Origin of the sequence: Paraburkholderia sp. J94, assembly GCF_905220285.1 — a bacterium.
Lineage (GTDB): Bacteria > Pseudomonadota > Gammaproteobacteria > Burkholderiales > Burkholderiaceae > Paraburkholderia > Paraburkholderia tropica_A.
In genome coordinates, this window is record NZ_CAJMZH010000001.1 from 21,442 (window position 1) to 47,408 (window position 25,967).

A 25,967-nucleotide genomic window follows, 5' to 3' on the forward strand; every position below is an offset into this window, starting at 1 on the left:
GGCCCTCAACCCGGTCGGCACGTTTAGTCTCCGGTGCGGCGGGCGGCCATGCGTCCGAGCGCCCAGAACACCGTGAGCGCGACGATCAGGCCCGCGAGAATCCCGGCCACCGCCATCAGCGACGGATAGTGCGAGATATGCACCCACGCGCGCGCATACCAGGGCAGATCGCCGACGAAATACCGTTCGCCCACGCGCAGCCCTTCCACTTCCTTCTGACGCACGACGCTCAGGTCGCCGTGCATCTGCGCGACCTTGCCGCTGTCTTCGAGCGCGTCGAGCACGTCGCCGAGCTGCGCCGACGAGGTGCTCGAGATCGCCACCACGCTGCGTCCCGAGGCGAGCGGCGACTCGAAGCCGATCAGCGCCGCCATCGGTCCGCCGAGCGAGACGATCGAGCGGCCCGCGGGCTTCGGCTCGTCGTCGTCCTCGGTGCCGCCGAGCCAGCCCGGCCAGCCGCTTTTCTGGTCGCGCGTCGTCACTTCGGTCTTGCCGCGCTCGATCAGCAGCGGCAGATCCTTGCCCCACTTCACGAGCAGATCGGCGGCCGAACCCGAGCCGATCACGAGCAGGTCGTCGCCGCTCACGCTGTCGATCTGGCTGGCGGGCACGAGCGTCGCGCGCAGCGCGGGCAGGCCGGTCCACTGGCCCATGTGGCCGAGCATCGTCAGCACGGCTTCCTGGTCCTGCGCGTTGGGCGCGTCGGGAATCACGATGGCCGTCTGCGCGAGGTCGGCCATGCGCGTGAACGGATAGCCGCTATTGGCGAAGAAGGCGAGATTCGGCAGCGCCGTGTAGTGCGCGAAGCCGCTGAAGTCGATCACCGAATCGGGGTCGATGGCGGCGCGCGCGACATCGACGGCCGTCGAGGTGCACAGGCCGGTCTTCTGCGAATCGATATGGAACTGGAACTGGAACTGGTTGTTCGAGCCCACGCGGAAGGCCGGGATTTCGATGTTGCTGGCCGCGCGCGCGTCGGTGCCCGAAAGCAGCGGCACGCTGATGCGCGTCTCGTCCGAGGCGCGCGTGACGGGCTTCAGGCGCTGCGAGCGCACGAGCTGATCGTTGATGCTGACGTTGAGAATCGAATCGTTCCACGTCGACGGCGCCGTGTAGCGATAGCGGATGTCGAGCGGCACGTTGGTGCGCGCCCACGCGTAGAGGTCGGCGGGCACGCGCATGTTCACGCGGATCGCGGGCGGGTTGTAGCCCGAGACCTGCAACTGCTGAGGATCGCTCACGAGCTCGCGCATCAGCACGGGGCGGTCGGTGGGCACCCAGTTCGGCGCGTCGTAGGGCTTGCGCGCCGGACCGAGATCGACCGACTGCACGATCACGCTGCTGCCCGCCATGCCGGCCTGGCCGAGCACCAGCGCGTCGGCGGCCTTCTCCAGTTCCTCGGGCGTGCGGCCCGCGAGCACCAGCAGCTTGCGGCCCGACTGCGGATCGGCGGCCGGGTTGGTCATCACGCTGATCGTCGGCCCCTTGATCTCGGGCAGCGACAGACCTTCAGGCATCTGGCCAGGCAGTGCGAGCACGACGGCGTTGGCGTCGGCGGGCGCCGTGCGCGTGACCGGGAAGCGCGCGCCGCGATAGCTCGCGAGAGCGCCGAGCCACGACGACACCACGCCGGCCGCGCGCAGCGTCGGCACGCCCGCGTTGGCGGCGAGCACGAACGGCACGCGCAGCAGGCGGTTGTCGTGGCGGTCGAAGAACGGCACCGGCAGCAGCCCGAGGCTGTTCGGCAGCGTGATGCCCGCCGTGTTCAGCGTGAGCGTGGTCTGCGGCGCGACGTCCGTCCACAGCGTGGTGTGATACGGGTCTTCGCAATGATCGAGCGTGTAGTGCGCGATCATCTGCACGCTGATGCGGTTGTAGTCGGTGAACAGGCGCGGATCGAGATTGATCTCGCTCGTCACGAGCTGACCGGCGGTTTCCTTGACGAGCGGAATCGTCGCGACCACTTCGCCGTTGACGAAGACTTTCAGATGCGACAGCGGATAAATCAGCGACGGCGAGTACGTATACATGAGACGCAGCTTCGCGCTCGTCACGACTTCGTCGGTGCGCACGTCGACGTTCATGTAGCCGGTCGGATCGAGGCCGCGCAATTCCATCGGGCCGTAGACGCCCATGTCGCGCAGCGAAAACTCATGCGTGCGCGGCGGGCCGAGCGGTGCCGGATTGGCGTTGTCGTTCGGCATCGCGAGCGTGCCGGGCTCGGTCTGGATCACGGCGGGACCGGCGCTTTGCGACGCGGCGGCGTTCGTTGCGGCGTTCGTTGCGCTCGCAGCGGAAGCGGCGGCGAGGGGTTGAGCATTTGCCGTGCCTGATGCCGTACTTGCGGACGCAACCGACGCTGCGCTTGAGGTTGCGCCTTTGCTCGCAGGCGCCACGGCCGCCGGCTTGTCGGCTGCGAGCAAACTCGATCCCACCAACAGCCCGGCAATCAACGCGCCCAGGCGGACATGAACGGAAACTCGCATCGCAAACGGCCCTTTGTCTTATTCGCGACGGCTGCCCCCAATTTGCTCAGCCAGCCGTCTAGTGATGTTGGCGGTCTCGCAATACCCGCCTTATCCGGGATCAGCGCCAACGCTTTATTCTGAGATTCGTCGGAGTTTATCTGACTATGCTCAGTAGCGACATGGGATTGAGCACCGTTTATTCAACTTGAATTGTTAAAGAACGTCATGGCGGGTAAAAGAGTCGTTTTTGCGCAACGAACATTGGCCAATGCGATTTAAAACGTTGTCGATATTTCCCGGGTGTCGTGGCGCCTGGCGACTTATGTCGATACGGTGCACCGCAGCACGAAGCCGCTGTAGCACGCGGCGTGCCAAACGATTGCGCGTCAGCCTGATGTGGATGCGTCGCGGCAGCGATGCTGGGCGGGTCGACCTGCCGCAAACGATTGCCTGTAACGAAGCAAGTCATCCGCGATCGGTGCGTATGCGCGGCCATGCGCCGCTTTTCGCCGAGGTGCTTGCCTGATGCGCCAGGCCTCAGCGTGCGCGAACTCGCGGCGCGCAGTTTGATTCATGGTTCGATTCATGCCGCGAGTCCGTCGAACGCGATTGGGTCGCGCGCCGCATCGGTGCGTTCGATCAGCGCCGCGTGCCGCATTCGCTCGACCAACGAATCGAGTTTGAAATTTGCGTTTCTGTTTTGATTAATTAGCGATCCTGATCGGTGAAGAAGGAAAGCTGAAACGTGTTTGAGTCACACCGATTTCAGCGCCAACCGGATTCCCGCCGAATGCCACCCATTCGCACCGCAATAAAAAAACGCCAAGGTTCGCAAGAAACTTGGCGTTCGACTTTGCGCTGCCTGCCGTCAATCGATCGGCTTGATCAGCCCCGCGATGGATTCGCGCGCGCGCGCGGCGACGTCGTTCATATCCGGCGTCTGCCGATAGCTGATGGCCGCGATCAGATGCGTGCCGATCACCGCGCCGAACAGCATGTCGGCCATGCGGTCGACGTTCACGGACGCGATGCGTCCGCGTTCGATCAGCAGCGTGAGCCGCGACTCCAGCAACTGCTTGCTGCGGTGAATGCCCTGATCGTAGTAGTGGCGGCGAATCTCGGGAAAGGCGTTCGATTCCGCGATCACGAGACGGGTCACGGTCACGTGCCGTTCGTTGAGCACGTAATGGGCCATTTCGGCGAGCGTGGCTTCGAGCACGGCTTGAGGCGAGAGCGTGTCGTCGATCTCGTGCTCCACGTCGGGGAACGATTCCGCGTCGGCGACCAGCGCGCGAAACAGTTCTTCCTTGGTGGGAAAGAGTTCGTAGATCGTGCGCTTCGAGGTCTCGCAGACGCGCGCGATATCGGCCATGCTGGTCGCGGCATAACCCGACTGCTTGAACAGGCTCTCGGCCGCCTTGAGGATCTGCTCGCGGCGCGCCTCGCGCGTGATCGTTACCGGCCTTCCCCTGCCGCGTGCAACGGGGGGAGCTTCGGCGGGCATAGTGGTATCCGTATCCAAAGGGCACCTTGATGATGGAACGAGGTTCTCCGCACGCTTCGTACTGCGCAGCGAACGACGCCTATGCACCACGACGATGCGCAGCGCGCCGGCGTTACAGGGCAGCGGAGAGTGAACGCGTGAATACTATCAAAGATGCCGCATTGAACGGATGAAAACGTCTTGCAATTCTTTATGAAAGATAATGTAAGGCGCAATGCGCGCACGACGTGAATTCACAGACGGCGAATGACGCCATGCGCGAGTGTTCAATCGAATGTCGATTAGCGATAAAGCGCAGCGAATCAAAACGGAATTCGGCGACGAACCGGCAAAAAAGCGGTAACAAATCGGCAATTATTGCGGCTCGGATTCGCGCGCAATCTGGAAAGCATTCAGATAGAACGCGAGCATGGAAAAATTACCGGGATAACCGCGCGCCGCGCGAGCCCTGACGACGAGATCGCGCCGCTCGCGAAACTGCGTGCCTCGCAACGACTGCGCTAAGCTTGCCGCGTTCATCCGATCCGAGGAGCGCAGCAATGAACGAGCAGACCTGGCACGCCGTCGACGACTGGTTCACCGAACGCCTGATCGGCGCCGACGACGCCCTCGACAACGCTTTGGCCGCGAGCGCGAAAGCCGGGCTGCGGTCCATCAACGTCGCGCCGAATCAGGGCAAGTTCCTGCATCTGCTCGCGCGTATCCAGGGCGCGAAACGCATCCTCGAAATCGGCACGCTCGGCGGCTATAGCGCGATCTGGCTTGCGCGCGCGCTGCCGCCCGACGGCCAGCTCGTGTCGCTCGAATACAGCCCGGAAAACGCAGCGGTCGCGCGCGCGAACATCGCGCATGCGGGTCTCGCCGAACGCGTGACGATCGTCACGGGCCTCGCGCTCGATTTGCTCGACGCGATGCTCGCGGAACCCACGCCGCCGTTCGATTTCGTTTTCATCGACGCGGACAAGAGCAACAATGCGCATTACCTCGACCGCGTGCTGAAGCTGTCGCGTCCGGGCACGGTGATCGTCGCCGACAACGTGGTGCGCAGCGGCCGCATCGCCGACGACGCCGATCACGAAGCCGACGTCGCGGGCCTGCGCCGCTACTTCGAGAAAGCGGCCGCGGACGAACGGCTCGACACCACGGCGGTGCAAACGGTCGGCAGCAAGGGCTGGGACGGATTCGCGATCACGATCGTCGGCGCGTAACGAAGCCGTCGCGCCATAAAAAAACGCCGGGCTGCGCACGCAGCACCGGCGTTTTTCATGCACAGGCGAAGAGCGCCCGACGCGAGTCCTAGAAGTCCGTCGTCATCGAGAACAGGACGGTGCGCGGCGCGCCCATCGTCAGATAGCCGCCGGTGGCCGAGCTCCAGTACGCCTTGTTCGTCAGGTTGTAGACGTCGGCGCGGAACGTGGTCGGGCGGCCGAACACGCTGGTCTTGTAGCGCGCGCCCAGATCGACGGTGTCCCAGGCCTTGATCGACAGCGTGTTCGCGGCGTTCAGATACTGCGGCCCCGTGTGCGTGTAGCGCGCCGAGAACGTCAGACCCTGCACCCACGGCAGATCGTATTCCGCGCCCAGGTTGAACATGAAGCTCGGCACGCCGACCGGACGATTGCCGTCGTTGCTGCCCGTGTCGAGCTGCACCGCGTTGATGTAGGTGGCGCCCGCCATCAGGCGCACGCCCTTGTAGACCTCGCCGAACACCGAGGCTTCGACGCCGCGATGACGCTCGTTGCCGTCGGCGACGAAATAGCCCGACGAGTTGGTGTAGCTCTGCGGCTTCTCAAGCTGATAGAGCGCCAGTTGCGCGCCGAACTTGCCCGAGTCGTACTTCGCGCCCACTTCATATTGCTTGGTGCGCTCCGGCGCGAGCAGCGCGCCGTTGTTGATCGCCGTGGACGGCGCCTGTTCGCCCGCCGACAGCGACTCGCTGCGGTTCGCGTAGATCGAGAAGTTCTGGGTCGGCTTGAACACGATGCCGAACAGCGGCGTGGTGATCGAGTCGTTATAGGCCTCGGTCTGCAGCAGCGTCGACGACGAATACGCGTTCGAGACAATTTCCTGATGACGCACGCCGACCGTGAACAGCACGCGGTCGTGGAAGAAGCCGAGCGTGTCCGACGCCGCGATGCTGCGCATCAGGCTCGTCGCCGTGAGCGGCGGATTGCCGTCGAGACCCTGCGAGTAGTACTTCGAGGGCGGCGACGCCACTTGCGGCGTGTTGTAGAGATCGGTGTTGAAGCTGCCCGACATATTCCACGCCGACTCCGTGTGCACGCTCACGATCGACGCGCCGGCCGTCACGAAGTGGCTCACCGGACCGGTGTTGAAGTGGCCGCGCACGCCCGCTTCCGCCGATGCCGCGTCTTCCTTGCGCGGCACGTACATGCGCGAGGCGGTGGTGGTGCTGGGGTCCGTGTAGTGCGGCGACGCGTACTGGCCGTACTCATCGGTGTGACGCAGGCCGCCCGCGACGTAGGCGGTCCAGCCCGGCTGGAAGTCGTACTCGGCGCGCAGGATGCCGACCGTGTCCTCGGTCGAGCTGAACGCCCACGTCTGACCGTAGTTGTGCGTCGCCGACGGCACGGCCGGGACTTCCGAGCCCGCCACGTAGACGACCGGACGGCCGTCCGACACGTGCTGGCGCTGATACAGCAGGTCGCCTTCGAGACGCAGCTTGTCGCCGCGATAGTCGAGCGCGACGGCCGTCTGGCTGTTGCGTCGATGCTCGCCGTCGATGCTCGTTTCGCCGTCGCGGCCCGACTGGTTCACGCGAATGCCGAACTGGTCCTGATCGCCGAAGCGGCGGCCGACGTCGACGCGCGCGCCGAACTCGCCCGAGGCGCTGCCGTCGAGCGTGACTTCGGTGATCGGCTTGTCGTCGGCGCGCTTGAGTTGCAGGTTCACGCTGCCGCCGATCGAGCTGCCGTTCGGCGACGCGCCGTTCAGGAACGCGCTCGCGCCCTTGAACACGTCCACGCGTTCGATGGCGGGCGTCTCCACCATCTGGCGCGGCGTGATGCCGTAGAGGCCGTTGAGCGAGACGTCGTCGCTGTCGAGCTGGAAGCCACGGATGACGTAGACCTCCTGGAAGTTGCCGTAGCCGTAGGCGGTGCGCACGGCCGGATCGTTCGAGAGCACGTCGGCGACGGTGCGCGCCTGCTTGTCCTGGATTGCCTTGGCCGTGTACGTCGTCATGCTGAACGGCACGTCGATGTTCTTCTGCTGGCCGAGCATGCCGAAGTTGCCGCCGCGCGCGACCTGACCGCCGCCGTAGGTGGGCGCGAGGTCGCCGGGCAGCGCTTCTTTCGCGGCCTGCACTTTGACGGTGGGCAGCGTGGCGTTGCTCTTGCTGGCGGCGCTGGCGGTGCCGGTTGCATCGCTGGCGTCGGCGCTGCCGCTCGTCTGCGCGAAGGCGGCGGCGGGCAGGGCGAAGGCCACGGCGATGGCGGCGAGGATGGCGTGACGGCTGGAAGGACGGGAGGGCGCAACGAGGCGAGGCGAAGCCAAACGGGGTACGGACATAAGAAAGTTCGAAACGGTGTATTCGTTATTGCCGCGCCGTGACGCCGGTCGAGAGAGCCGGCATCCGGTGCGGTGCTTTGGTTTGACGTGCGCACGCCGCCGCGCGGAAGCCCGGACGCGTGGCCGTCAAAAAGTATGCGGATTGTATATGTGAATGAGAACGATTGTTATTTGAAATTACACTGTCAACCCGCTTATTCAGCGTTTACACAACACTGACAATGAATTTCAGTGGTTGTAGGCGCAACAAAAATGTCTGGAAACGTTTAAGGGCCGAATCGGCGGCGCGTGCTGGGTGTGGGGTGGGCGGCCGCGATCCGCTTGTCTGGCTTTCGCTGCGTTGGTCAAAAAGGGCGATTTCGGGCGCGTTCGACACCGTGCGCCGACACGGATTGCGCGCTAACGGCGGCATCCGCGTTAGCTCGCGCTTGCCGCCGCGAACACGACCCATAAACAGATTCGATGGCATTCGCCGCCAGTTTCGTTAGTGCGCGCGTGCCCGCGCTCCCTAAAATGGGACGAAGCGCGCCGCGCATCGCGCGGCGGCAGACGACATCGACGAGACAAGGAGGGGCGGTGGCAACGAGCGCAGCAGGCAGTCAGCAACAGGGCACGGCAAGCGGGACGGCAAGCGGGACGGAACACGGGACGCAGGCCGCGAAGGGCGTCGGCCAGACGCGCATCCGCTGCATGCAGATGCGCGGCGGCACCTCGAAGGGCGCGTACTTTCTCGCCTCCGATCTGCCCGCCGATCCGGCCGCGCGCGACCGCGTGCTGCTCGCCGTGATGGGCTCGCCCGATCCGCGCCAGATCGACGGCATCGGCGGCGCCGATCCGCTCACGAGCAAGGTGGCGATCGTCTCGCCCTCCACGCGCGCCGACGCCGACGTCGACTATCTGTTCGCCCAGGTCGTGGTGGACGAAGCGCGCGTCGACTACGGCCAGAACTGCGGCAATATTCTCGCGGGCGTGGGCCCGTTCGCGATCGAGCGCGGACTCGTCGATGCGCGCGACGGCACCACGGCCGTCGCCATCCATATGTTGAACACGGGGCAGATCGCCGTGGCGAGCGTGCAGACGCCCGGGCGCGAGGTGCAGTACGACGGCGACGCGCGCATCGACGGCGTGCCCGGCACGGCGGCCGCGATTCCGCTCGCGTTTCGCGACACGGCCGGTTCGACCTGCGGCGCGCTGCTGCCCACGGGCAATCTCACGGACACGGTCGAAGGCGTGGAAGTCACCTGCATCGACAACGGCATGCCGCTCGTGCTGATCCGCGCGCGCGATCTCGATCGCACCGGCTACGAAACGCGCGACGAACTCGACGCCGACGAAGCGCTCAAGGCGCGCGTTGAAGCGATTCGCCTCGCCGTGGGTCCGCGCATGAATCTCGGCGACGTCAGCGCGCGCACGGTGCCGAAGATGTGCCTGATCGCGCCGCCGCGCGCGGGTGGCGCGATCAGCACGCGCAGCTTCATTCCGCATCGCTGCCATGCGTCGATCGGCGTGCTCGGCGCGGTGAGCGTGGCGACGGCGGCGGTGCTGCCGGGCACGGTCTGCGACGGCATCGCCGAACTCGGCGACGAGAGCGACGTGAAGCGCCTCGCGGTCGAGCATCCGACCGGCGAATTCACGGTCGAACTGACGCTCGCGCACGAGAACGGCGCGACCGACGTGACGGGCGCGGCGCTGCTGCGCACGGCGCGCTGGCTGTTCGACGGCGTGGTGGGCGTGCCGTCCTCGGTCTGGAGCGCCTGACCATGAGCGAGACGCCCGCCGCTTTCGAACACATCGCTTTTGTCGGTTTCGGCGAGGCGGGCGGTTTGCTCGGCGCGGCGCTGGCCGCGCGCGGCGCGAGCGTCTCGATGTACGACCTGCGGCTCGACGCCTTGCGCGAGAAGGCGCAGGCGGCGCACGTGCGTGCTGCGGCCACGCTCGGCGAGGCCATCGACGGCGCGCAACTCGTGATATCGGCGGTGACGGCGCAGGCCGATGTCGAGGTCGCGCAGGCGCTCGCGGCGCATCTCGCACCGGGCCAGATCGTGCTCGACATCAATTCGGTCTCGCCGCAGACGAAGCAGCACGCGCAGGCGTGCATCGAAGCGCGCGGCGCGCATTACGTCGAAGCCGCGGTGATGGCGCCGGTGCCGCCCTACGGTCTCGCGGTGCCGATGCTGCTTGGCGGCGCGCTCGCGCGCGAGGTGTGCGCACGGCTGAACGCGAGCGGCTTCAGGACCGAGGCGGTGGCGGAACGCATCGGCGTGGCCTCGGCGGCGAAGATGTGCCGCAGCGTCATGATCAAGGGCATCGAGGCGCTGACTGTCGAATGTCTGCGCGCGGCGCGCAGCTACGACGCGGAAGCCGTGGTGCTTGCTTCGCTATCCGAAACATTTTCGAAGATGCAGCGCGATCACGATCTCGCGGGTTATCTCGTCAGCCGCGTGGCCGAGCATGGCCGCCGTCGCGCGGGCGAGATGCGTGAAGTCGCGCAAACGCTGCGCGACGCGGGCGTGGAGCCGTTCATGAGCGAGGCGTGTGCGCGCTTGCAGGACGGTTTCGTCGACGCCATGCAGGCGCGCGGCATCGCCTATGAGGATCTCGACGCGCCGTTCGACTGGCGCGCTTTGTTCGATCGACTGTAGTTCACTCTGCCGTTTTCGCGCAGGCGCTAACGCGCCTGACCCGCCATTCTCCCTTCGATCACCCGCACCGCCGGCGCGGCGTCGGCGACCGCCAGACGGATCGCGTCGATCAGCGCGCGCGCGGCCGGCGAGGGCGCGCTCTGCGCCCGCAAGGTCAGGCCGATTTCGCGCCGCGTGTTGTGCAGCGGCACGTCGAGCACCACGAGTTGCCCCGACTCGATTTCATAGTGCAACTGCTGCGCCGAAAGCGCGGCGATCATGTCCGTACCCATCAGCAGGCCGCGAATCACGGCGAGGTCGGCGGTCTCGACAGTCGGCATCGGGGGCTTCAGTTTGAGGCGCTTGAACTGCGCTTCGAACAGCCCGCGCGCGGGCGAATGCACGCGCGACAGAATCCATTGCGCGTTGCGCAGATCGCTGACGTTCAGCGCACTCTGCTGCGCGAGCGGATGGCCGTGCCGCGCGAGCACGACCATGTCCTCGGCCATCAGGCGCTCGTTCGTGAGGCCGCTCGCGGCGTCGTTCTCGCGCAATGCGCCGAGTACGAAATCGACGTCGCCCGCGCGCAGGCCCGCCACCAGCAACTCGTACGCGCTTTCGTCGGTGACCACGCGCACGCCCGGATGCTGGGCGCTCATGCGCGCAATCGCGGCGGGCAGGATCAGCGTGCGCCCGAGCGGCAGCGCGCCCACCGTGACCGAACCCTGAATGCTGCCGTGCAAGGCGGCGATGTCGTCGGGCACGTGGCGCAGTTCGTTGAGCGCGCGGCGCACGTGCAGCAGGAAGGTTTCGCCTTCGGCCGTGAGCTGCACGCCGCGCGGGCTGCGGTGAAACAGCGTGACGCCCGAGCCGCTTTCGAGCACGCGCATCGCGCTGCTCACGGCGGGCTGGCTGATGCCGAACGCGCTGGCCGTGCTCGGCATATGCCGGTGGCGCGCGAGCGCGACGAACAATTGCAGGCGGCGCGTGTTGAGCAGATAGGCGGGCAGCGTGCCTTCGCCGAGCGCGCGGCGGCGCGTCTGCCGCGCGGCGCACCAGTGCGCGAGTTCTTCGAGTTCGCCGAAGATCCGCGCGCAGCGGTCGAGCACGACGCGCCCGACGGCCGTGGGCAGCATGCCCGAGGGCTTGCGCTCGAACAGCGGTTCGCCCAGCGCGGTTTCGAGTTCCTGCACCGAGCGCGTGACCGCCGATTGCGCGCGATAGAGCGCGGCGGCCGCGCGTGTGGCGCTGCCGGTGTCGGCGACCAGGCGGAACGCGCGCAGATGCGCGAGATTGAGCAATTCGGGCGCGTTCATGCGGCCCCCGCGATCAGATGCAGATGTTCGACCGAGAGATTGAGGCTCTCCTTCGAGATATGCGTGTGCTCCTTCATGAGCGCTTCCACGCGCGCGCCCTCGCCGTTCAGCAAGGCGCCGACGATGGCGTGATGCTGGCGGTGCGCGTAGGCGAGCATCATGTATTGCTGCTGGCGCGCGGCGTCGTCGAAGACCACCGTGCAGGGCGAGACGAACGGAATTTTCTCGTTCAGGCCGAGCGCGGCGCTGATCGCGTGACTCTCGGCGGCGGCCACGATCAGCGCGTGAAAGCGGCCGTTCATCTCGGCGTAACGGGTTTCGGTCGTGTTGTCGAGCGCGCCGGGGCGGATGATCTCGTCGCCTTCGTGCAGGCAGTCCTGCAAGGCGCGCGCGAGCGCCGGATCGACGCCGCGTTCGGCCACGCGCCGCGCGGCGAGTCCTTCGAGCACGCCGCGCACGTCGATGGCGTTGAGCACGTCGGCCACGCTGAAGCGGCGCACCGTATAGCCGCGCGCGCCCGAGCGCTCGACGAGGCCTTCGGTGGCGAGCACGCTCAGCGCGTAGCGCAGCGGCGTGCGGGAAATGCCGAGCCGTTCGGCGAGCTGCGCCTCGACGAGCCGCTGCCCCGGCGCGAGTTCGCCGGACAGAATGCGCGTGCGCAGCGCCTGCACGATGGTTTGCTGGGTTGTCTCGTTCATGTCGCTATCTTGCGCGAGGCCGGGCGCCCCGGCATGGGGCGCGGCCTTGCGAGTTTGTTCTTTTGGTATCTGTTTCGTTTATGGCGGGCTTGCGCCGTGGCGCTCGGGCACGGTATCCCGAGGTCGGTTCAGGATACCAAAAAGCGTTATGGCGCGCGGGTTTCGGCGTGGCGCCACGCGGGCGAAAACGCAGAAAACCCCTTTTTTCATGCGTAATGACATCAAAATAGTGGATAACCCTGACTTACCGCCGGAACCCGCGTTCTGTAATTTCGTATCCCAATTGATGGGCTCCCGCGAAGGCGAGAGCGTGAACTGCGGTAATCGAGGAACAACAGCATGGCAAGGATTGTGGGCGGCATCGGGACTTCGCACGTGCCGACGATCGGCTTGGCGTACGACAAGGGCAAGCAGAACGAGCCTGCCTGGGCGCCACTCTTCAAGGGGTACGAACCCGTGGCCGAATGGCTTGCGCAGCGCAAGCCCGACGCGCTGGTGATGTTCTATAACGATCACGCCAACAGCTTCTTCTTCGACAGCTATCCGACCTTCGCGCTGGGCGTGTCGGCGCAGCACGAATTTGCCGACGAAGGCGCGGGCAAGCGTCCGCTGCCCGATATCGCCGGGCATCCCGATCTCGCGATCCATATCGCCGAGCAGTTGGTCAACGACGAGTTCGACCTCACGGTGTTCCAGGACAAGCCGCTCGATCACGGCTGCAATTCGCCGCTCTCGCTGATGCTGCCGCACGCGGGCGGCTGGCCCACGGCGCTGGTGCCGTTCGAAGTCAACGTGCTGCAGTATCCGCTGCCGACGGCGAACCGCTGCTACCGGCTCGGCCAGGCGCTGCGCCGCGCGATCGAATCGTTCGATCAGGATCTCGACGTGGTGGTGGTCGGCACGGGCGGCCTCTCGCATCAGGTGCACGGCGAGCGCAGCGGCTTCAATAACACCGAGTGGGACATGGAGTTTCTCGACCTGATCGTCAACGATCCCGAGCGGCTCGCGCGCATGAAGCACGTCGATTACGTGCGGCTCGGCGGCGCGGAAAGCGTCGAGACGATCATGTGGCTCGCGATGCGCGGCGCGCTTGCGCCGACGATCCGCGAGGTGCATCGCAACTACTATCTGGCGACCAGCACGGCGATGGCCGTGACGATCTACGAGAACGTGGAATCGAGCGTGGAAACCAGCGAAGACAAAAGCGGAGCCGCGCAATGAATCCGCAACTGATCGGCATCGAGGAACTGACGGGCACCTACCCGTTCGACATCCGCCAGAGCATGAAGGCGATGCGCCTGAACCGCTTCTTCTGGATGATGCGCACGCCCGCCGCGCGCGAACTGTGGCTGAACGACCGCCAGGCCGCGTATGACGCGGCGGCGCTCACGGAACAGGAACGCACGCTCGTCGACAACACCGACTGGCTCGGACTCGTGCAATACGGCGTGTGCTTCTTCGTGCTGGAGAAGTTCGCGCGCGTGGTGAAGATCACGAACCTGGGCATGTACGCATGCATGCGCGGCGAAACGCTCGAAGCGTTCCTGAAAACGCGCCAGGTGCCGGACGCCGTCTGATCTCCGCACGGCGCGCGCCGCCCCCACGGCGCGCCGCTGAATCTGCTTCGCAGCACAACTCACGTACCGACGAAGTGCGCGAGCGGGGGAATGTTTATCTCGGAGACACGCATGAATTCTGCCGACGCAGTGGATATCAAGGGCTTCATCGACGGACGGCGCATGTCGGGCTGGCAATGGCTCGTACTCGCGCTCTGCTTCCTGATCGTGACGCTCGACGGCCTCGATACGGCCGTGATGGGCTTCGTCGCGCCCGTGGTCATGAAAGAGTGGGGCATCTCGCGCGCCGCCTTCGGACCGGTGATGAGCGCCGCGATGGTCGGCCTCGCAATCGGCGCGCTGGTGGCGGGCCCGTTCGCCGACCGCATCGGCCGCAAGAAAGTGCTGATCGGCTCGGTCGGCTGCTTCGGCCTCTTCAGCCTGCTCTGCGCGTTCGCCCAGACGCCGACTGAACTCGTCGCGCTGCGCTTTCTCACGGGTCTCGGCCTCGGCGCCGCGATGCCCAACTCGACCACGCTGCTCTCCGAGTACGTGCCGTCGAAAAGCCGCTCGCTGCTGCTCACCATCATGTTCACCGGCTTCAATTTCGGCTCGGGCGGCGGCGGCTTCATCGCGGCCGCGCTGATGCCGCACTTCGGCTGGCGCGGCGTGTTCGTGTTCGGCGGCGTGCTGCCGATCCTGTTCGTGCCGGTGCTCATGCTGCTGCTGCCCGAATCGGCGCGCTTCCTGCTCGTGCGCCGCGTCGCAGCCGAACGTATCGCGGCCACGCTCTCGCGTGTCTGCGGCCATCGCTTCGCACAAGGCACGCGCTTCACCTCGCCCGAACCGGCCGTGATCGCCAAGGCGCCCGTGCGCATGCTGTTCTCGGACGGCTACGCCATGAGCACGCTGATGCTGTGGGTCACCTACTTCATGGGACTCCTGATCATCTATCTGCTGACCGGCTGGCTGCCCACGCTGATCAAGGACGCGGGCCTGCCCGTCGAGCGCGCAGCGGCGATCACCGGCATGTTCCAGCTCGGCGGCACGGTGGGCGCGATCGTCGTGGGCTTCGCGATGGACCGCATGGACCGCAACGTGGTGATCGGCGCGGCTTATCTGCTGGGCGGCGTGTTCATCTTCGCGCTCGGCATGGGCAGCCTGCAATCGAGCATGCTCACGCTGCTGGTCACCTGCGCGGGCTTCTTCATGAGCGGCGCGCAGACCGGTCTGAACGCGCTCGCACCGTCGTGCTATCCGACCCGCGCCCGCGCCACCGGTGTGAGCTGGATGCTGGGCTTCGGGCGGCTCGGCGGCATTCTGGGCTCGTTCGTGGGCGGCGTGCTGCTCTCGCTCGGCTTCAGCTTCGCCGCGGTGTTCTCGGTGCTCGCCGTGCCCGCACTGATCGCGGCCGTTGCGATCCTGCTCAACCGGCTCGCGCTGCGCTTCATCAGCACGCCGGTCGCGGACGCCTGAGCACTGCTCATCGCCGCACATAACAACAAAGACGTCGCTTCTCGCACACATTAGAAAGATTGCGGCCGCAAGGCCGCACCCACCGACCGGCCATCAAACGGGGCGGCTGGCGGATACAACATCGACAAACGCTGAACAACACACGACGTTCAATCAGGAGGCTTGGAGAATGGCAAACAATAAGCAGTACAAAAAAATCGTGATCGCGCTGGCGGGGCTGGCGTGCGCCGGATCGGCGCTCGCACAGAGCAGCGTCACGCTGTACGGCATGATGGACACCGGTATCACCTACGTGAGCAACCAGGGCGGCCATCACAACCTCAAGATGGACGACGGCGTGAACGGCCCGAACCTCTGGGGCCTGCAAGGCACCGAGGACCTGGGCGGCGGTCTGAAGGCGTTCTTCCAGCTGACCAACCAGTTCCAGGTGGACAACGGCAGCTTCATGCCGAACAAGAGCCTGTTCAGCCGCACGTCGATCGTGGGTCTGAGCGACGAGCGCTTCGGCAAGCTCTCGCTCGGTAACCAGTACGACTTCATGACGGACGCGCTCTACTTCTCGGGCGACGATCCGGCCGAACTCTCGGGCCACTTCTACGACTTCCGCGCGGGTCCGTTCACGAAGCTCGCGCTGCCGAACAACGCGACCGGCGCGTTCGACTGGGACCGCATGGCGGGCGAGACGGTCAACAACTCGGTCAAGTACACGTCGCCGGTCTTCAACGGCTTCAGCGCGGGCGCGATGTACAGCTTCGGCAACGTGGCGGGTTCGATCGGCACGGGCAACGGCCAGAGCTTCGCGCTGAACTACGCGCAGAAGAACTGGGGCGTGAATGCCGCGTACACGAACCTCAAGTACGTGGTGTCGGGCGAAGGCGATGTGAGCGTGCGCAACTGGGGTGTCGGCGGCCACTACCGCTTCGGCAACTGGATCACGAACGCGCTGTTCACGACGGTCCACAACTCGTACAACGGCGGCTCGGTCTACGAAGGCTCGGTCGGCGCGCATTACTACTTCACGCCGGCGCTGAGCGCGGGCGCGGCGTATATGTACATGAAGGGCAACGATGTCGTGGACAACAACCACGCGCATCAGGTCGCCGCGATCGTCGACTACGCGCTCTCGAAGCGCACGAGCGTCTACGTGCTCGGCGTGTATCAGCGCGCCAGCTCGGGCGGCTTCGCGCAGATCAACGGCATGAATAGCTCGGACGGTGCATCGAGCGGCCAGACCCAGGCTGTCGCGCGCGTGGGTCTGCATACGAAGTTCTAAACGTAGCGATCCAGCCACGCTTGAAGGCCGCGTCTTCCGAAAGGAGGCGCGGCTTTTTTCATGGGCGTGTGACGAGTGGCGGCGGGTGGGCCTGTGCTAGAGTCGCGCGTCGCGGGCGGACCCTGATGTGCCCGCCATCGCCATCTGCAAAGAGGATCTGGATTCATGCGCAAGCTTCTGTGGGCCGCCGTGCCGATCGCCGCCGCTATGGTGTCGAGTGCTCCGGCGTATGCCGACGACGAACAGCCATGCAGCGGGCCGACCGTCGCGGCGCTCGCGCAATGGGCGGGCATCACGGGCAAGCTCGCGTCGTGGCGCGAGGACAATGGCCTGATTGCCGCGACCGCCTGCAAGGCCATGCCGGATGCGCCCGGCACGACGATCGCGATTGTCGCCTTCGACACACATCATGTCGGGAAGAACAGCGACGACGGGAAACTCGACCAGGTCGTCGCGCTGGTTGAGGGCGATAAAGTTGTGGCGGCCCATCGTTCGGTGATCGAGGAGGATGCGGCCACGCAAGTGGGCTATTTCCATGTCGATACCGCGCGCTATCAGCTCGCGCCCGACGTGCGTGCGTTCGGCACCGTGTTCGACAGCGCCGCGCGCGGACCCAGTTGCCCCGACGCCGTTACGGAGAATGAATTGACGCTGTGGGTGCGCGAGGGAAGCGAGTTGCGTCCGGTGTTCGGCACGAACCTCGACGGCTGGATCAGCATCGACGAGGATTCGTGCGGCAGCGGCATGGAAGGCTCGCGCAGCGAGTCGGCGCATATGACCGTCGCCATCGAGAAAACCGCGAGCCACGGATTTGCCGATCTGGCGCTCACGGCGCACATCGCGCGGAGTCGAATGACGGACGCAAAGGACGCGGACCTGGGAACGCGAACGGTGCGGCGGATATTCAAATACGACGGCAAGTCGTATGGGATCGATATGTTCCGCACCTTCTGGTATCCGCACGAGGGAAAGTGGAAGAATATGCCCCGCTGACGCGATTGCGCATGGATATCACGCTGGAATAAAAAACGGGAAGCGCCGCTTGAGTGCTTCCCGTTTTCACATCATCGAACCGGATGTGCACGCTCATCACCCGAATATTGTTCGGCATCCTGATCGAATCGCGCGCTAAGCCCCTGCCGATAGACGGGTCTTTCCCCCGCATCGAAGCGTTCTCATGAATCATGGGGTTCATGTCGAGGCTGGCGCGCACGCCGGCGCGACGCCCGTATCCGCGACGCATCGCGCAAGCGTCGCGGTCAAGGTCGCGATCTCCTCGCGGCCGATGGCGCAGGGACCGACCGCGTCGCCATTCCCGGCTACAACTAGCGCATCCCCCATCCCCAATCGAACGCGGGCGCACGGCCGGACCGTCGCCCCGCGCCGCCTTGCGCTCGCGCGTTTTTCGCGGGCGTTTTACGCCGGTTTTTAGCCGGGCGGCGCGGCATCGGCGCGATTCGACCCTCACGATAGCGCTTGACTGATTATCGTAAGATATATATCTTACGATACATGTCGCGGCGGAAAAGGCGTATCGGCGCGCAGGGATCTCGAAGAAACCGCGCAGGCGAGCGCGAGCGCGGAGGAAGGCGAGAACGCGAACGAAGGCGTGCGAGGTAGCCGCAACGCCGCCGCCGAATCCGGCCGGGTGTCCGCAGTGAGCGAAGCGCGCCGCGCGCGGAAGCGGGCGCTCTTTATGCGCCTTTAGCGGACCTCAGTGGGCCATCGCGGGCGCGCGAGTTCGACGCGCAAGCAAGCGTTCACCCGGCACACCGAACAGAAACCCGCGTGCGCGGCGCCACGAGCGCGCCGCGCCGCCCAACCGGAGAAACTCCGATGACCGATCACAACAATCCGAGCGGCAACGACAGCAACAACGTCAACAGCGTCCCCGCCGAACGCACGCCCGAACGCGTGCGCCATGCGCTCAAGCGCCGTCTGCTGCAGGTGGCGCGCGTCGACATGCTCACGCCGCATCTGAAGCGCGTGACGCTTACGGGCGACGATCTGCACGACTTCGTCTCGGCCGGTTTCGACGATCACGTGAAGGTGTTCTTTCCCGAGCCCGGCGCGGATCGTCCGGTGCTGTCCGAAGGCGGTCCCGGCACGCCGCCCGCACCCGGCGAGCCGCGCCCGACGATGCGCGATTACACGCCGCGCCGTTTCGATACGCAGGCGCGCGAACTCGCGATCGACTTCGTGATTCACGAAGCGGGGCCGGCCACCGAATGGGCCGCCCAGGCGCAGCCGGGCCAGTATCTGGCCGTGGGCGGTCCGCGCGGCTCGTTCGTGATTCCCGACGGTTTCGACTGGTACTGGCTGATCGGCGACGAAAGCGCGCTGCCCGCCATCGCGCGCCGTCTCGAAGAACTGCCTGCGGGCGTGCAGGTCGTGGTGACGATCGAAGGCCGCGACGCGCAGGCGCGCATGGCATTCGACACGCGCGCGGACGTGCAGGAGCACTGGTGCTACGCGAGCGAGCACGGCGCGAACGCGCTGCTCGACGCCGTGCGCGCGACGCGTCTGCCGCAAGGCCAGGGCTATGTGTGGGCGGCGGGCGAATCGGCGGTCATGCGCGCGGTGCGCCAGCATCTCGCGGAAGATCGCGCGATCCACAAGTCGCGCATTCGCGCTTCGAGCTACTGGAAGCGCGGCGCGACCGGCGTGCACGAAACGCTCGATGATTGAGCGACCACCCACGCCGATGGAGAACCCGCCACGCATGAAAGACACCCGCACGCATACGAACACGCATACGCATACGAGTACGCACGCGAGCACGCTCGAACAGCAGTTGCGCAGCGCGGGCCTCAAACCCACGCTGCCGCGCATGGAAATCCTGCGTGCGTTTCGCGCGGACAATCGTGCGCACGTCACCGCCGCCGAGCTATATCTGGAGTTTCAGCGCAGCGGCAACGCCATCGGCATCGCCACGGTGTATCGCGTGCTGGCGGACCTCGAATCGCACGGCATCATCAAGCGCGTGCAGATCGGCAACGGCAAGGCGCGCTTCGAGCTGGCGAATACGGGCCGCCATTTTCATATCGTCGATGTGAACGGCGGCGAGATCGTCGAGCTTAGCGATCCGATGCTGCTCGCGCGGCTCGATGAGCTTGTGGCGCAAGAGGGCTACCGTATCGTCGATCTGCAACTCAACGTCTACGTGCAGCCCGTTTGACGCCATCGCGTTGCGGCGCGCTCACCCTCTCTTCCTTCGACCGATATCCACCGATATTCACCGATATTCACCGATATCGACCGTATTCCACCGATAGCCGGGCAGTTGCGCGCGCGCGTGCCACGTCGGTGAAAACGGCTTACGTGGCGCCACGAAGCACGCGCCGCGCGCGAACGCGGCACAATACCGGCATCGGGGACAACTCGCGTAACGAGAAAGGAAGTTCGATGACTGACACGGTCGATTGCGTCGTGATCGGTGCGGGCGTGGTCGGCCTCGCGGTCGCGCGCGCATGCGCGCAGCAGGGCTGGGAGACCATCCTCGTCGAGGCGGAAAACGCCATCGGCACCGGCACCAGCTCGCGCAACAGCGAGGTGATTCACGCGGGCATCTATTATCCGCAAGGCTCGCTGAAGGCACGGCTCTGCGTGCGCGGCAAGCAGCAGCTCTACGCGTATTGCGAGGAAAAGGGCGTGCCGTTCGAGCGCTGCGGCAAGTTCATCGTCGCCACGCACGAAGGGCAACTCGATGCCTTGCGCGCGATCCGCGCGGCGGCGGCCGCCAACGGCGTGGACGATCTGCGCTGGCTCGAACGCGACGAAGCGCTCGCGAAGGAACCGGCGCTCAACTGCGTGGCGGCGCTCGAATCGCCGTCGACGGGCATCGTCGACAGCCACGCGCTGATGCTCGCGCTGCAAGGCGACTTCGAGGCTGCGGGCGGCATGCTCGCGTTCTGCTCGCCGCTCGCGGGCGGCGTGGCGAAGGCGGGCGAGCCCATCCTGCTGAAAGTGGGCGGCGACGAGCCGATGGAATTGCTCGCGAAACGCGTGATCAATTGCGCGGGGCTGTACGCGCAACACGTCGCGTCCGCGATTGACGGCGTGCCGCCCGAATCGATTCCGGCGGGCCGCTATGCGAAGGGCAATTACTATTCGCTGGCGGGCGCGGCACCGTTTTCGCGGCTCATTTATCCGATTCCCGAAGCGGGCGGACTCGGCGTGCATCTGACCATCGACCTCGGTCATCAGGCCCGTTTCGGCCCGGACGTCGAATGGATCGACAGCATCGATTACACCGTCGATCCGCGCCGCTCGGCGAGTTTCTACGCGGCGATCCGCACCTACTGGCCCGCGCTCGCCGATGGCGCGCTGCAGCCCGGTTATGCGGGCATCCGGCCGAAGCTCGCAGATGGGGCGCACGGTGGCGATTTCGTGATTCAGGGCGCGGACGTGCATGGCGTGCGCGGGCTCGTCAATCTGTACGGCATCGAGTCGCCGGGACTGACGGCCTCGCTCGCCATCGCCGACGAAGTGATCGTGCGGCTCGGCGCGCAGGCGTGATAACGTGTCGGGCGCGTGAGCCGCGAGCGGGCTTCAGGCGCGAATGCGCGGCGCGCGCGCCCTCATAACAGCAAGAGAACAGTAAGGAGCGAAACGTGGTCTACGAAATGGCGCACATCACGGTGCAGGCGGGCAAGAACGCCGAATTCGAAGCAGGCGTGGCGCAGGCGCTGCCGCTCTTTCATCGCGCGCGTGGCTGCCGTGCGGTCGAGCTTCAGCGCGGCGTGGAAGAACCGAACCAGTATGTGCTGGTCGTGCAGTGGGACACCATCGAGGACCACATGGTCCACTTTCGCGAGTCCGCCGACTTCCAGGAATGGCGCCGTCTGGTTGGCCCGTTCTTCGAAAAGCCGCCGGTCGTGGGCCACACGGAAGTGGTTGTGAAGTAAGGCCTGAGCGTGCGCGCGCGGCCGGCGTCAAGCTCGCCGCGCTTGCAATGTTTCATCAGGCCTTGATGTCGAAGCCGTCCACATAGCCCGCCGGATCGGCGCTATTCCACTGGCGTCCATCGACGAAAACCGGCGCGTCGAAGGTCTCAGGCACGGCTACGCCAATCGCGGCCGCCGCTTCCCGATATAACGCCGTCTGATTGATCGCGCCCGCAAGCTGACGGTAATCGTCGCGCCGCGCCATCATGCCCCAGCGCTCGAATTGTGTGAAGAACCACATTCCTTCGGATTCCAAAGGAATGTTCACCGTGCCGTCGGCGAAGAACTTCATGCGCACCGACTCCGGCAGGCCTTCGCCTTCGAGCCGTTCCGCGATCAGCGCCGCATCCACGCCCAGCATCTCGGGCCGCGCGAGCCATTGCGCGATTTCCTTGCGATGTCCCGCGCCGTCGAGCCATCGGCAGGCTTCGAGCATCGTGCTGACGAGCGCGCGCGCCGTGTTCGGATAACGCGTGACGAAATCGCGCCGGCAAGCCAGCACTTTCTCGGGATGCTCGGGCCAGATCTCGCCGCTGCCGATCACCGTGCGTCCCATGCCGCGCCGCTGCGCGAGCGAAGGCCACGGCTCGCCCGCGCAGAAACCATCGAGGCGCTCCTCCGCGAGCGCCGCCACCATTTGCGGCGGCGGAATCACCACGCTCTCGATGTCCTGGAGCGGATGCACGCCTTGCGACGCGAGCCAGTAATACAGCCACATCGCATGCGTGCCGGTCGGGAAGGTCTGCGCGAACACCGGCTTGCGGCCGAGCGTGGCGAGCGCGCGCGGCAGCGTGCCGTGTTCGGCGAGCGCGTCGGCGAGACGGTTCGACAGCGAGATCGCCTGGCCGTTGCGGTTGAGCACCATCAGCGTGGCCATGTCGGTCTGCGGGCCGCCGATGCCGAGCTGCACGCCGTAGACGAGGCCGTAGAGCGAGTGGGCGGCGTCGAGTTCGCCGGCGAGCAGCTTGTCGCGCAGCGCGGCCCACGAGGGCTGGCGCGACAGTTCGAGCGTGAGCCCGTGCGCGTGGCCGAATTCGAGCAGCTTGGCGGCGACGACGGGCGCGGCGTCGGCGAGCGGCACGAAGCCGATCTTCAGATGGGTTTTTTCGGGCGGCGCGGCCGGGCGGGTGGATTCGTTCATGACGTTCGGCGCTTCAATCGTGCGACTCGGCGGCGGCCACGATCTGGCGCGCGACCTCGGCGAGCTTCAGGCTCTGGTTCATCGCCCGCTTGCGCAGCGACGCATACGCGGCGGGCTCGGTCAGCTTCTGTTGTTCCATCAGGATGCGTTTCGCGCGGTCGATCAGCTTGCGTTCGGCCAGTTCGTTTTCGGCCTGCGTGAGACGTTCGCGCAGCTGCGCTTCCTGCGCGAATCGCGCGAGCGCGACTTCGAGGATCGGCGCGATGCGCTCGCCCGCGAGACCTTCGACGAGATAGGCAGTCACGCCCGCGTTCACGGCCGAGCGGATCAACTGCTGGTTCGCGTCGTTGCTGAACATCAGCACGGGGCGCGGCGCGGTGGCGTTCATCACGGCGAGCTGTTCGAGCGTGTCGCGCGAGGGCGATTCCGTGTCGATGATGATGACGTCGGGCCGCTCGCGCTCGACCACGCGATGCAGCGCGTGCGGCGTCGCGGGTTCGGCGAGCATGTCGTAGCCGAGCCGCGCGAGCGCGTCGCGCAGATCGCCAATCGGCTTGTCGGTATCGGTTACGAGCAGGACGCGCAGCATGGTGTTTCGTGGGTCGTCGGCATGTTGGGGTCGACGCTGGTGGGTTTTTGTCTGGCTGGCCGCTTCGAGGCGGCTTCGCGCGTCATGGGGATTCGCCTTTGTTTCAGCAAGGTGCGTGCCAGTTGCGCTGCGGTGCACAAGGTGGGGGCGTAACGCGTGCGGCGCGGCCCGTGAGCCATCGCGCTGCATGGGGTGGTGCACCGCAGCAGTGCGTCTGCGCCGTGGCTGCACTGATGTGGCGCAGGGTGTGGCATCGGGTGCGGCGCGCAATCGCAACTAACAGCCAAGCCGGGGCGGCGTCGGCGAGCGAAAGCGGTGGTGGGGCGGCAGCGGTATTCGCGGTATCGATGGCATCAATGGCATCGATGAAAGTTGCAGCACCGATGGCATTTGCGAGCAGCATTCGCGTCCGTCCGTGCGCGCTTTCTCTCACCGCAATAAAAAAGCGGCGCCCAACTTCGGCGCCGCTTCTTCGCGTTCACTTCACCTGCGCGATCGCGCGTCAAACACGTCTAACGTGTCCGTCACGTCGTCACCTTCAACCCGCCTTCCGCACCGGCGGAAACCGCCGCTTCCCGTTGCGGATCGCGATTCGCCGGAAGCGCTCCTTCTTCGTTTCCTCTTCGAAGTGCGAAAGCGAGAGCTTCACGAAATCGCTGCGCGAGACGATGCCCACAAGCCGCATCGACTCGCGATCGCTCACCACGGCCATCCGTTCGAGCCCATGCACGGCCAGGCGCGTCGCGATCTGGCGGCAGGTTTCCTCGGGCAGCGCCACATCGGGCCGCCGCTGCGCGAGCAGCTTGCCGAGCGGCTGATCGAGCGGCTGATCAAGCGCCTCGCCCGCCTCGCTGGCGCGCACCGCTTCGAGCGTCGCGCGATCCACGACGCCGAGCACCGCGCCGTCACGCACCACGGGCCACGCGCGGCGCTTCTGCGTCGGGCCGAAATACTGCGCGAGCGCCTCGCGCACGCTGAGGCTCGCGTCGATCGTGTCGACGTCGCGCGTCATCACTTCGTCGGCGTAATGTCGTTCGAGCGGATCGACGCCGTACTCGCGATAGATGTGATACCCGCGCCGCGCGATCTTCTCCGTCATGATCGAGCGCTTCATCACCACGGTCGCGAAGCCGTGCGCGACCAGCGTGGCCGCGAGCAGCGGCAGCAGCGCGTTGGCGTCGTGCGTGAGGCCGAAGGCGAACACGATGGCCGTGAGCGGTGCGCCGAGCGTGGCGCCCAGCGTCGCGGCCATGCACACGAGCGGCCACAGCGCCGGGTCGTTGCCGGGCAGCACGTGGCCGAGCACCGTGCCCAGCCCCGCGCCGAGCATCAGCAGCGGCGCGAGCACGCCGCCCGAGGTGCCCGAGCCCAGTGCGACCACCCACATCACGGCCTTGACGGCCAGCAGCGCCACGGCCACCTGCACGACGATGTGCTGATGCAGCAGGTCGCCGATCACGTCGTAACCCACGCCGAGCGCGCGCGGCTCGATAAAGCCGCCGATGCCGACGACGAGGCCGCCGATCGCGGGCCACCACGACCAGTGCAGCGGCAGGCGGCCGAACAGATCCTCGACCTTGTAGAGCGCGGCGGACAGCCCCGAAGCCAGTGCGCCCGACAGCAAGCCCGCGATCACGCACGAAAACAGCGCGACGGCCTGCGGCGGACTCGTCTGGAGTGCGAACAAAGGTTCGGTGCCGAAGAACACGGCGCGCGTGAAGCCGGCCACGGCGCACGCGAGCGCGACCGGCAGGAAGCTGCGCGGACGCCATTCGAACAGCAGCAGTTCGACCGCGAGCAGCACAGCGGCGACCGGCGTGCCGAACACGGCCGTCATGCCCGCCGCCGCGCCCGCTACGAGCAGCGTCTTGCGTTCGGCGGACGTGACGCGCACGCACTGCGCGACGAGCGAGCCGAGCGCGCCGCCCGTCATGATGATCGGGCCTTCCGCGCCGAACGGGCCGCCGCTGCCGATCACGATGCCCGACGACAGCGGCTTGAGCACGGCCACTTTCGGCGACATGCGGCTCTTGCCGAACAGGATCGCCTCGATGGCTTCGGGAATGCCGTGGCCGCGAATCTTTTCCGAGCCGAAGCGCGCCATCATCCCGACGATCAGCCCGCCCACCACCGGCACGACGATCACCCACGCGCCGAGCGTGTTGAGCGCGGGCGAGCGGTCGGCGAACGAAAGCTGGCCGAAGAAGAACAGGTTCGTGAACCCGTGGATCAGGCTCAGCAGCACGAAGGCCGCGAGCGTGGCCAGCGCGCCGATCACGGCGGCGAGCGCGCTGATGCCGGGCAGCCGCGCGTTCGTCGAAAAGTCGCGCTTGTGGGAGTCGTCGGAATGCATGGTCGTCAGAGATCGATTTGCGGGATGGTGAATCGGCCGTCGAGCGTACGCAGTTCGGCGCGATGAAGTTCGGCGAGGCGCAAGAGCAGTGCTTCGCCTGCTGGCAGCAGATGCACTTCCACCTGGCGGCGGTCGCGCTCGCTCACGCGCCGCTCGACCAGATCGATCGCCTCGCAGCGCGAAACCAGCGCGACCACGCCGTGATGCTGCGCCTGCAGACGCTCGGCCAGCTCGCCGATGGTCGCCCATTCGCGGCCGGGATAGCCCTTGATGTGCAGCAGCAGCAGATATTGCAGCGGCGTGATGCCCTCGCCCTGGGCGGCCTGCTCCGAGAAGCGCTCGAAGCGGCGCATCTGGTAGCGGAATTCGGAAAGCTGCTCGAAATCGGTTTTGGCGAGGTCGCGGGTACGGTGCTTCATCGGGTATCCGTGTGATGACGTTTCGATAGGCGAATATATCACAACATGATATTTATGGCCGGACGAGGCCCTGAAA

The 25,967-nt window shown here is 66.1% G+C and carries 22 protein-coding genes; 12 read left to right on the forward strand and 10 right to left on the reverse strand.

Going from position 1 to position 25,967, the window contains the following annotated elements; all coding sequences use genetic code 11:
* Positions 1-23 precede the first annotated feature (23 nt).
* Both bcsB and U4Y88_RS00095 read right to left on the reverse strand, forming a co-directional pair.
* Positions 24-2,486, reverse strand: a complete 2,463-nt coding sequence (gene bcsB, locus U4Y88_RS00090; RefSeq protein ID WP_321781506.1) for a cellulose biosynthesis cyclic di-GMP-binding regulatory protein BcsB — start codon at positions 2,484-2,486, stop codon at positions 24-26.
* 850 nt (positions 2,487-3,336) lie between these two features.
* Entirely contained in the window at positions 3,337-3,972 is a 636-nt protein-coding gene (locus tag U4Y88_RS00095) for a TetR/AcrR family transcriptional regulator (protein WP_310631835.1), read from the reverse strand.
* A 539-nt stretch (positions 3,973-4,511) separates the two neighbouring features.
* Here U4Y88_RS00095 and U4Y88_RS00100 point away from each other — a divergent pair.
* Positions 4,512-5,180, forward strand: coding sequence for an O-methyltransferase (locus U4Y88_RS00100; protein WP_321781507.1), 669 nt, complete (start codon positions 4,512-4,514; stop codon positions 5,178-5,180).
* Between the two features lie 88 nt (positions 5,181-5,268).
* Here U4Y88_RS00100 and U4Y88_RS00105 read toward each other — a convergent pair whose 3' ends face one another.
* Entirely contained in the window at positions 5,269-7,503 is a 2,235-nt protein-coding gene (locus U4Y88_RS00105; RefSeq protein ID WP_321781508.1) for a TonB-dependent siderophore receptor, read from the reverse strand.
* Positions 7,504-7,708: 205 nt separating this feature from the next.
* Positions 7,709-7,972 carry a hypothetical protein gene (locus tag U4Y88_RS00110; RefSeq protein WP_321781509.1) on the reverse strand — a complete coding sequence of 88 codons (264 nt, stop codon included), beginning with the start codon at positions 7,970-7,972 and terminating at the stop codon, positions 7,709-7,711.
* 212 nt (positions 7,973-8,184) lie between these two features.
* Between U4Y88_RS00110 and U4Y88_RS00115 the strand changes: the two genes are divergently transcribed.
* Both U4Y88_RS00115 and U4Y88_RS00120 read left to right on the forward strand, forming a co-directional pair.
* Entirely contained in the window at positions 8,185-9,261 is a 1,077-nt protein-coding gene (locus U4Y88_RS00115; RefSeq protein WP_321782218.1) for a 4-oxalomesaconate tautomerase, read from the forward strand.
* 2 nt (positions 9,262-9,263) lie between these two features.
* A complete protein-coding gene (locus U4Y88_RS00120) occupies positions 9,264-10,145 on the forward strand; it encodes an NAD(P)-dependent oxidoreductase (RefSeq protein WP_321781510.1) in 882 nt (293 codons plus the stop codon).
* Positions 10,146-10,171: 26 nt separating this feature from the next.
* Here U4Y88_RS00120 and U4Y88_RS00125 read toward each other — a convergent pair whose 3' ends face one another.
* Both U4Y88_RS00125 and U4Y88_RS00130 read right to left on the reverse strand, forming a co-directional pair.
* Complete coding sequence (locus U4Y88_RS00125; protein ID WP_224015585.1) at positions 10,172-11,440, reverse strand: LysR family transcriptional regulator; 1,269 nt, start codon at positions 11,438-11,440, stop codon at positions 10,172-10,174.
* A complete protein-coding gene (locus U4Y88_RS00130; protein WP_224015587.1) occupies positions 11,437-12,138 on the reverse strand; it encodes a GntR family transcriptional regulator in 702 nt (233 codons plus the stop codon). The genes U4Y88_RS00125 and U4Y88_RS00130 overlap by 4 nt, the downstream gene beginning before the upstream one ends.
* Before the next feature lie 339 nt (positions 12,139-12,477).
* On the opposite strand from U4Y88_RS00130, the gene U4Y88_RS00135 reads away from it, so the two are divergent.
* From U4Y88_RS00135 to U4Y88_RS00175, 9 genes are all read left to right on the forward strand, one after another.
* Positions 12,478-13,359 carry a gallate dioxygenase gene (locus U4Y88_RS00135; RefSeq protein ID WP_321781511.1) on the forward strand — a complete coding sequence of 294 codons (882 nt, stop codon included), beginning with the start codon at positions 12,478-12,480 and terminating at the stop codon, positions 13,357-13,359.
* Positions 13,356-13,715, forward strand: a complete 360-nt coding sequence (locus U4Y88_RS00140; protein WP_224015591.1) for a protocatechuate 3,4-dioxygenase — start codon at positions 13,356-13,358, stop codon at positions 13,713-13,715. The genes U4Y88_RS00135 and U4Y88_RS00140 overlap by 4 nt, the downstream gene beginning before the upstream one ends.
* A 111-nt stretch (positions 13,716-13,826) precedes the next feature.
* The gene (locus U4Y88_RS00145; protein WP_321781512.1) at positions 13,827-15,170 is read left to right on the forward strand and encodes an aromatic acid/H+ symport family MFS transporter; all 1,344 of its coding nucleotides are present in this window, start codon (positions 13,827-13,829) and stop codon (positions 15,168-15,170) included.
* Positions 15,171-15,339: 169 nt separating this feature from the next.
* Positions 15,340-16,443: a porin gene (locus U4Y88_RS00150; protein WP_224015595.1), complete on the forward strand. Its 1,104-nt coding sequence runs from the start codon at positions 15,340-15,342 to the stop codon at positions 16,441-16,443.
* A 189-nt stretch (positions 16,444-16,632) separates the two neighbouring features.
* On the forward strand, positions 16,633-17,436 hold the full coding sequence (locus tag U4Y88_RS00155) for a multidrug ABC transporter ATPase (RefSeq protein ID WP_321781513.1): 804 nt from the start codon (positions 16,633-16,635) through the stop codon (positions 17,434-17,436).
* 843 nt (positions 17,437-18,279) lie between these two features.
* Entirely contained in the window at positions 18,280-19,131 is an 852-nt protein-coding gene (locus U4Y88_RS00160; protein ID WP_321781514.1) for a siderophore-interacting protein, read from the forward strand.
* Between the two features lie 34 nt (positions 19,132-19,165).
* The gene (locus tag U4Y88_RS00165; protein WP_321781515.1) at positions 19,166-19,621 is read left to right on the forward strand and encodes a Fur family transcriptional regulator; all 456 of its coding nucleotides are present in this window, start codon (positions 19,166-19,168) and stop codon (positions 19,619-19,621) included.
* Between the two features lie 227 nt (positions 19,622-19,848).
* A complete protein-coding gene (locus tag U4Y88_RS00170) occupies positions 19,849-20,961 on the forward strand; it encodes an NAD(P)/FAD-dependent oxidoreductase (RefSeq protein WP_321781516.1) in 1,113 nt (370 codons plus the stop codon).
* Between the two features lie 95 nt (positions 20,962-21,056).
* Positions 21,057-21,350 carry an antibiotic biosynthesis monooxygenase family protein gene (locus U4Y88_RS00175; RefSeq protein ID WP_224015605.1) on the forward strand — a complete coding sequence of 98 codons (294 nt, stop codon included), beginning with the start codon at positions 21,057-21,059 and terminating at the stop codon, positions 21,348-21,350.
* 55 nt (positions 21,351-21,405) lie between these two features.
* On the opposite strand, the gene U4Y88_RS00180 is transcribed toward U4Y88_RS00175, so the two are convergent.
* The 4 genes from U4Y88_RS00180 to U4Y88_RS00195 all read right to left on the reverse strand — a co-directional run bounded on the left by U4Y88_RS00180 (position 21,406) and on the right by U4Y88_RS00195 (position 25,891).
* The gene (locus tag U4Y88_RS00180) at positions 21,406-22,530 is read right to left on the reverse strand and encodes a CmpA/NrtA family ABC transporter substrate-binding protein (RefSeq protein ID WP_321781517.1); all 1,125 of its coding nucleotides are present in this window, start codon (positions 22,528-22,530) and stop codon (positions 21,406-21,408) included.
* Positions 22,531-22,543: 13 nt separating this feature from the next.
* A complete protein-coding gene (locus tag U4Y88_RS00185; protein ID WP_224015609.1) occupies positions 22,544-23,119 on the reverse strand; it encodes an ANTAR domain-containing response regulator in 576 nt (191 codons plus the stop codon).
* Positions 23,120-23,657: 538 nt separating this feature from the next.
* Positions 23,658-25,472 (reverse strand): chloride channel protein, encoded by a 1,815-nt coding sequence (locus tag U4Y88_RS00190; protein WP_321781518.1) that lies wholly within the window; start codon positions 25,470-25,472, stop codon positions 23,658-23,660.
* Between the two features lie 5 nt (positions 25,473-25,477).
* Positions 25,478-25,891 carry a helix-turn-helix domain-containing protein gene (locus U4Y88_RS00195; RefSeq protein WP_321781519.1) on the reverse strand — a complete coding sequence of 138 codons (414 nt, stop codon included), beginning with the start codon at positions 25,889-25,891 and terminating at the stop codon, positions 25,478-25,480.
* Between the last annotated feature and the right edge of the window lie 76 nt (positions 25,892-25,967).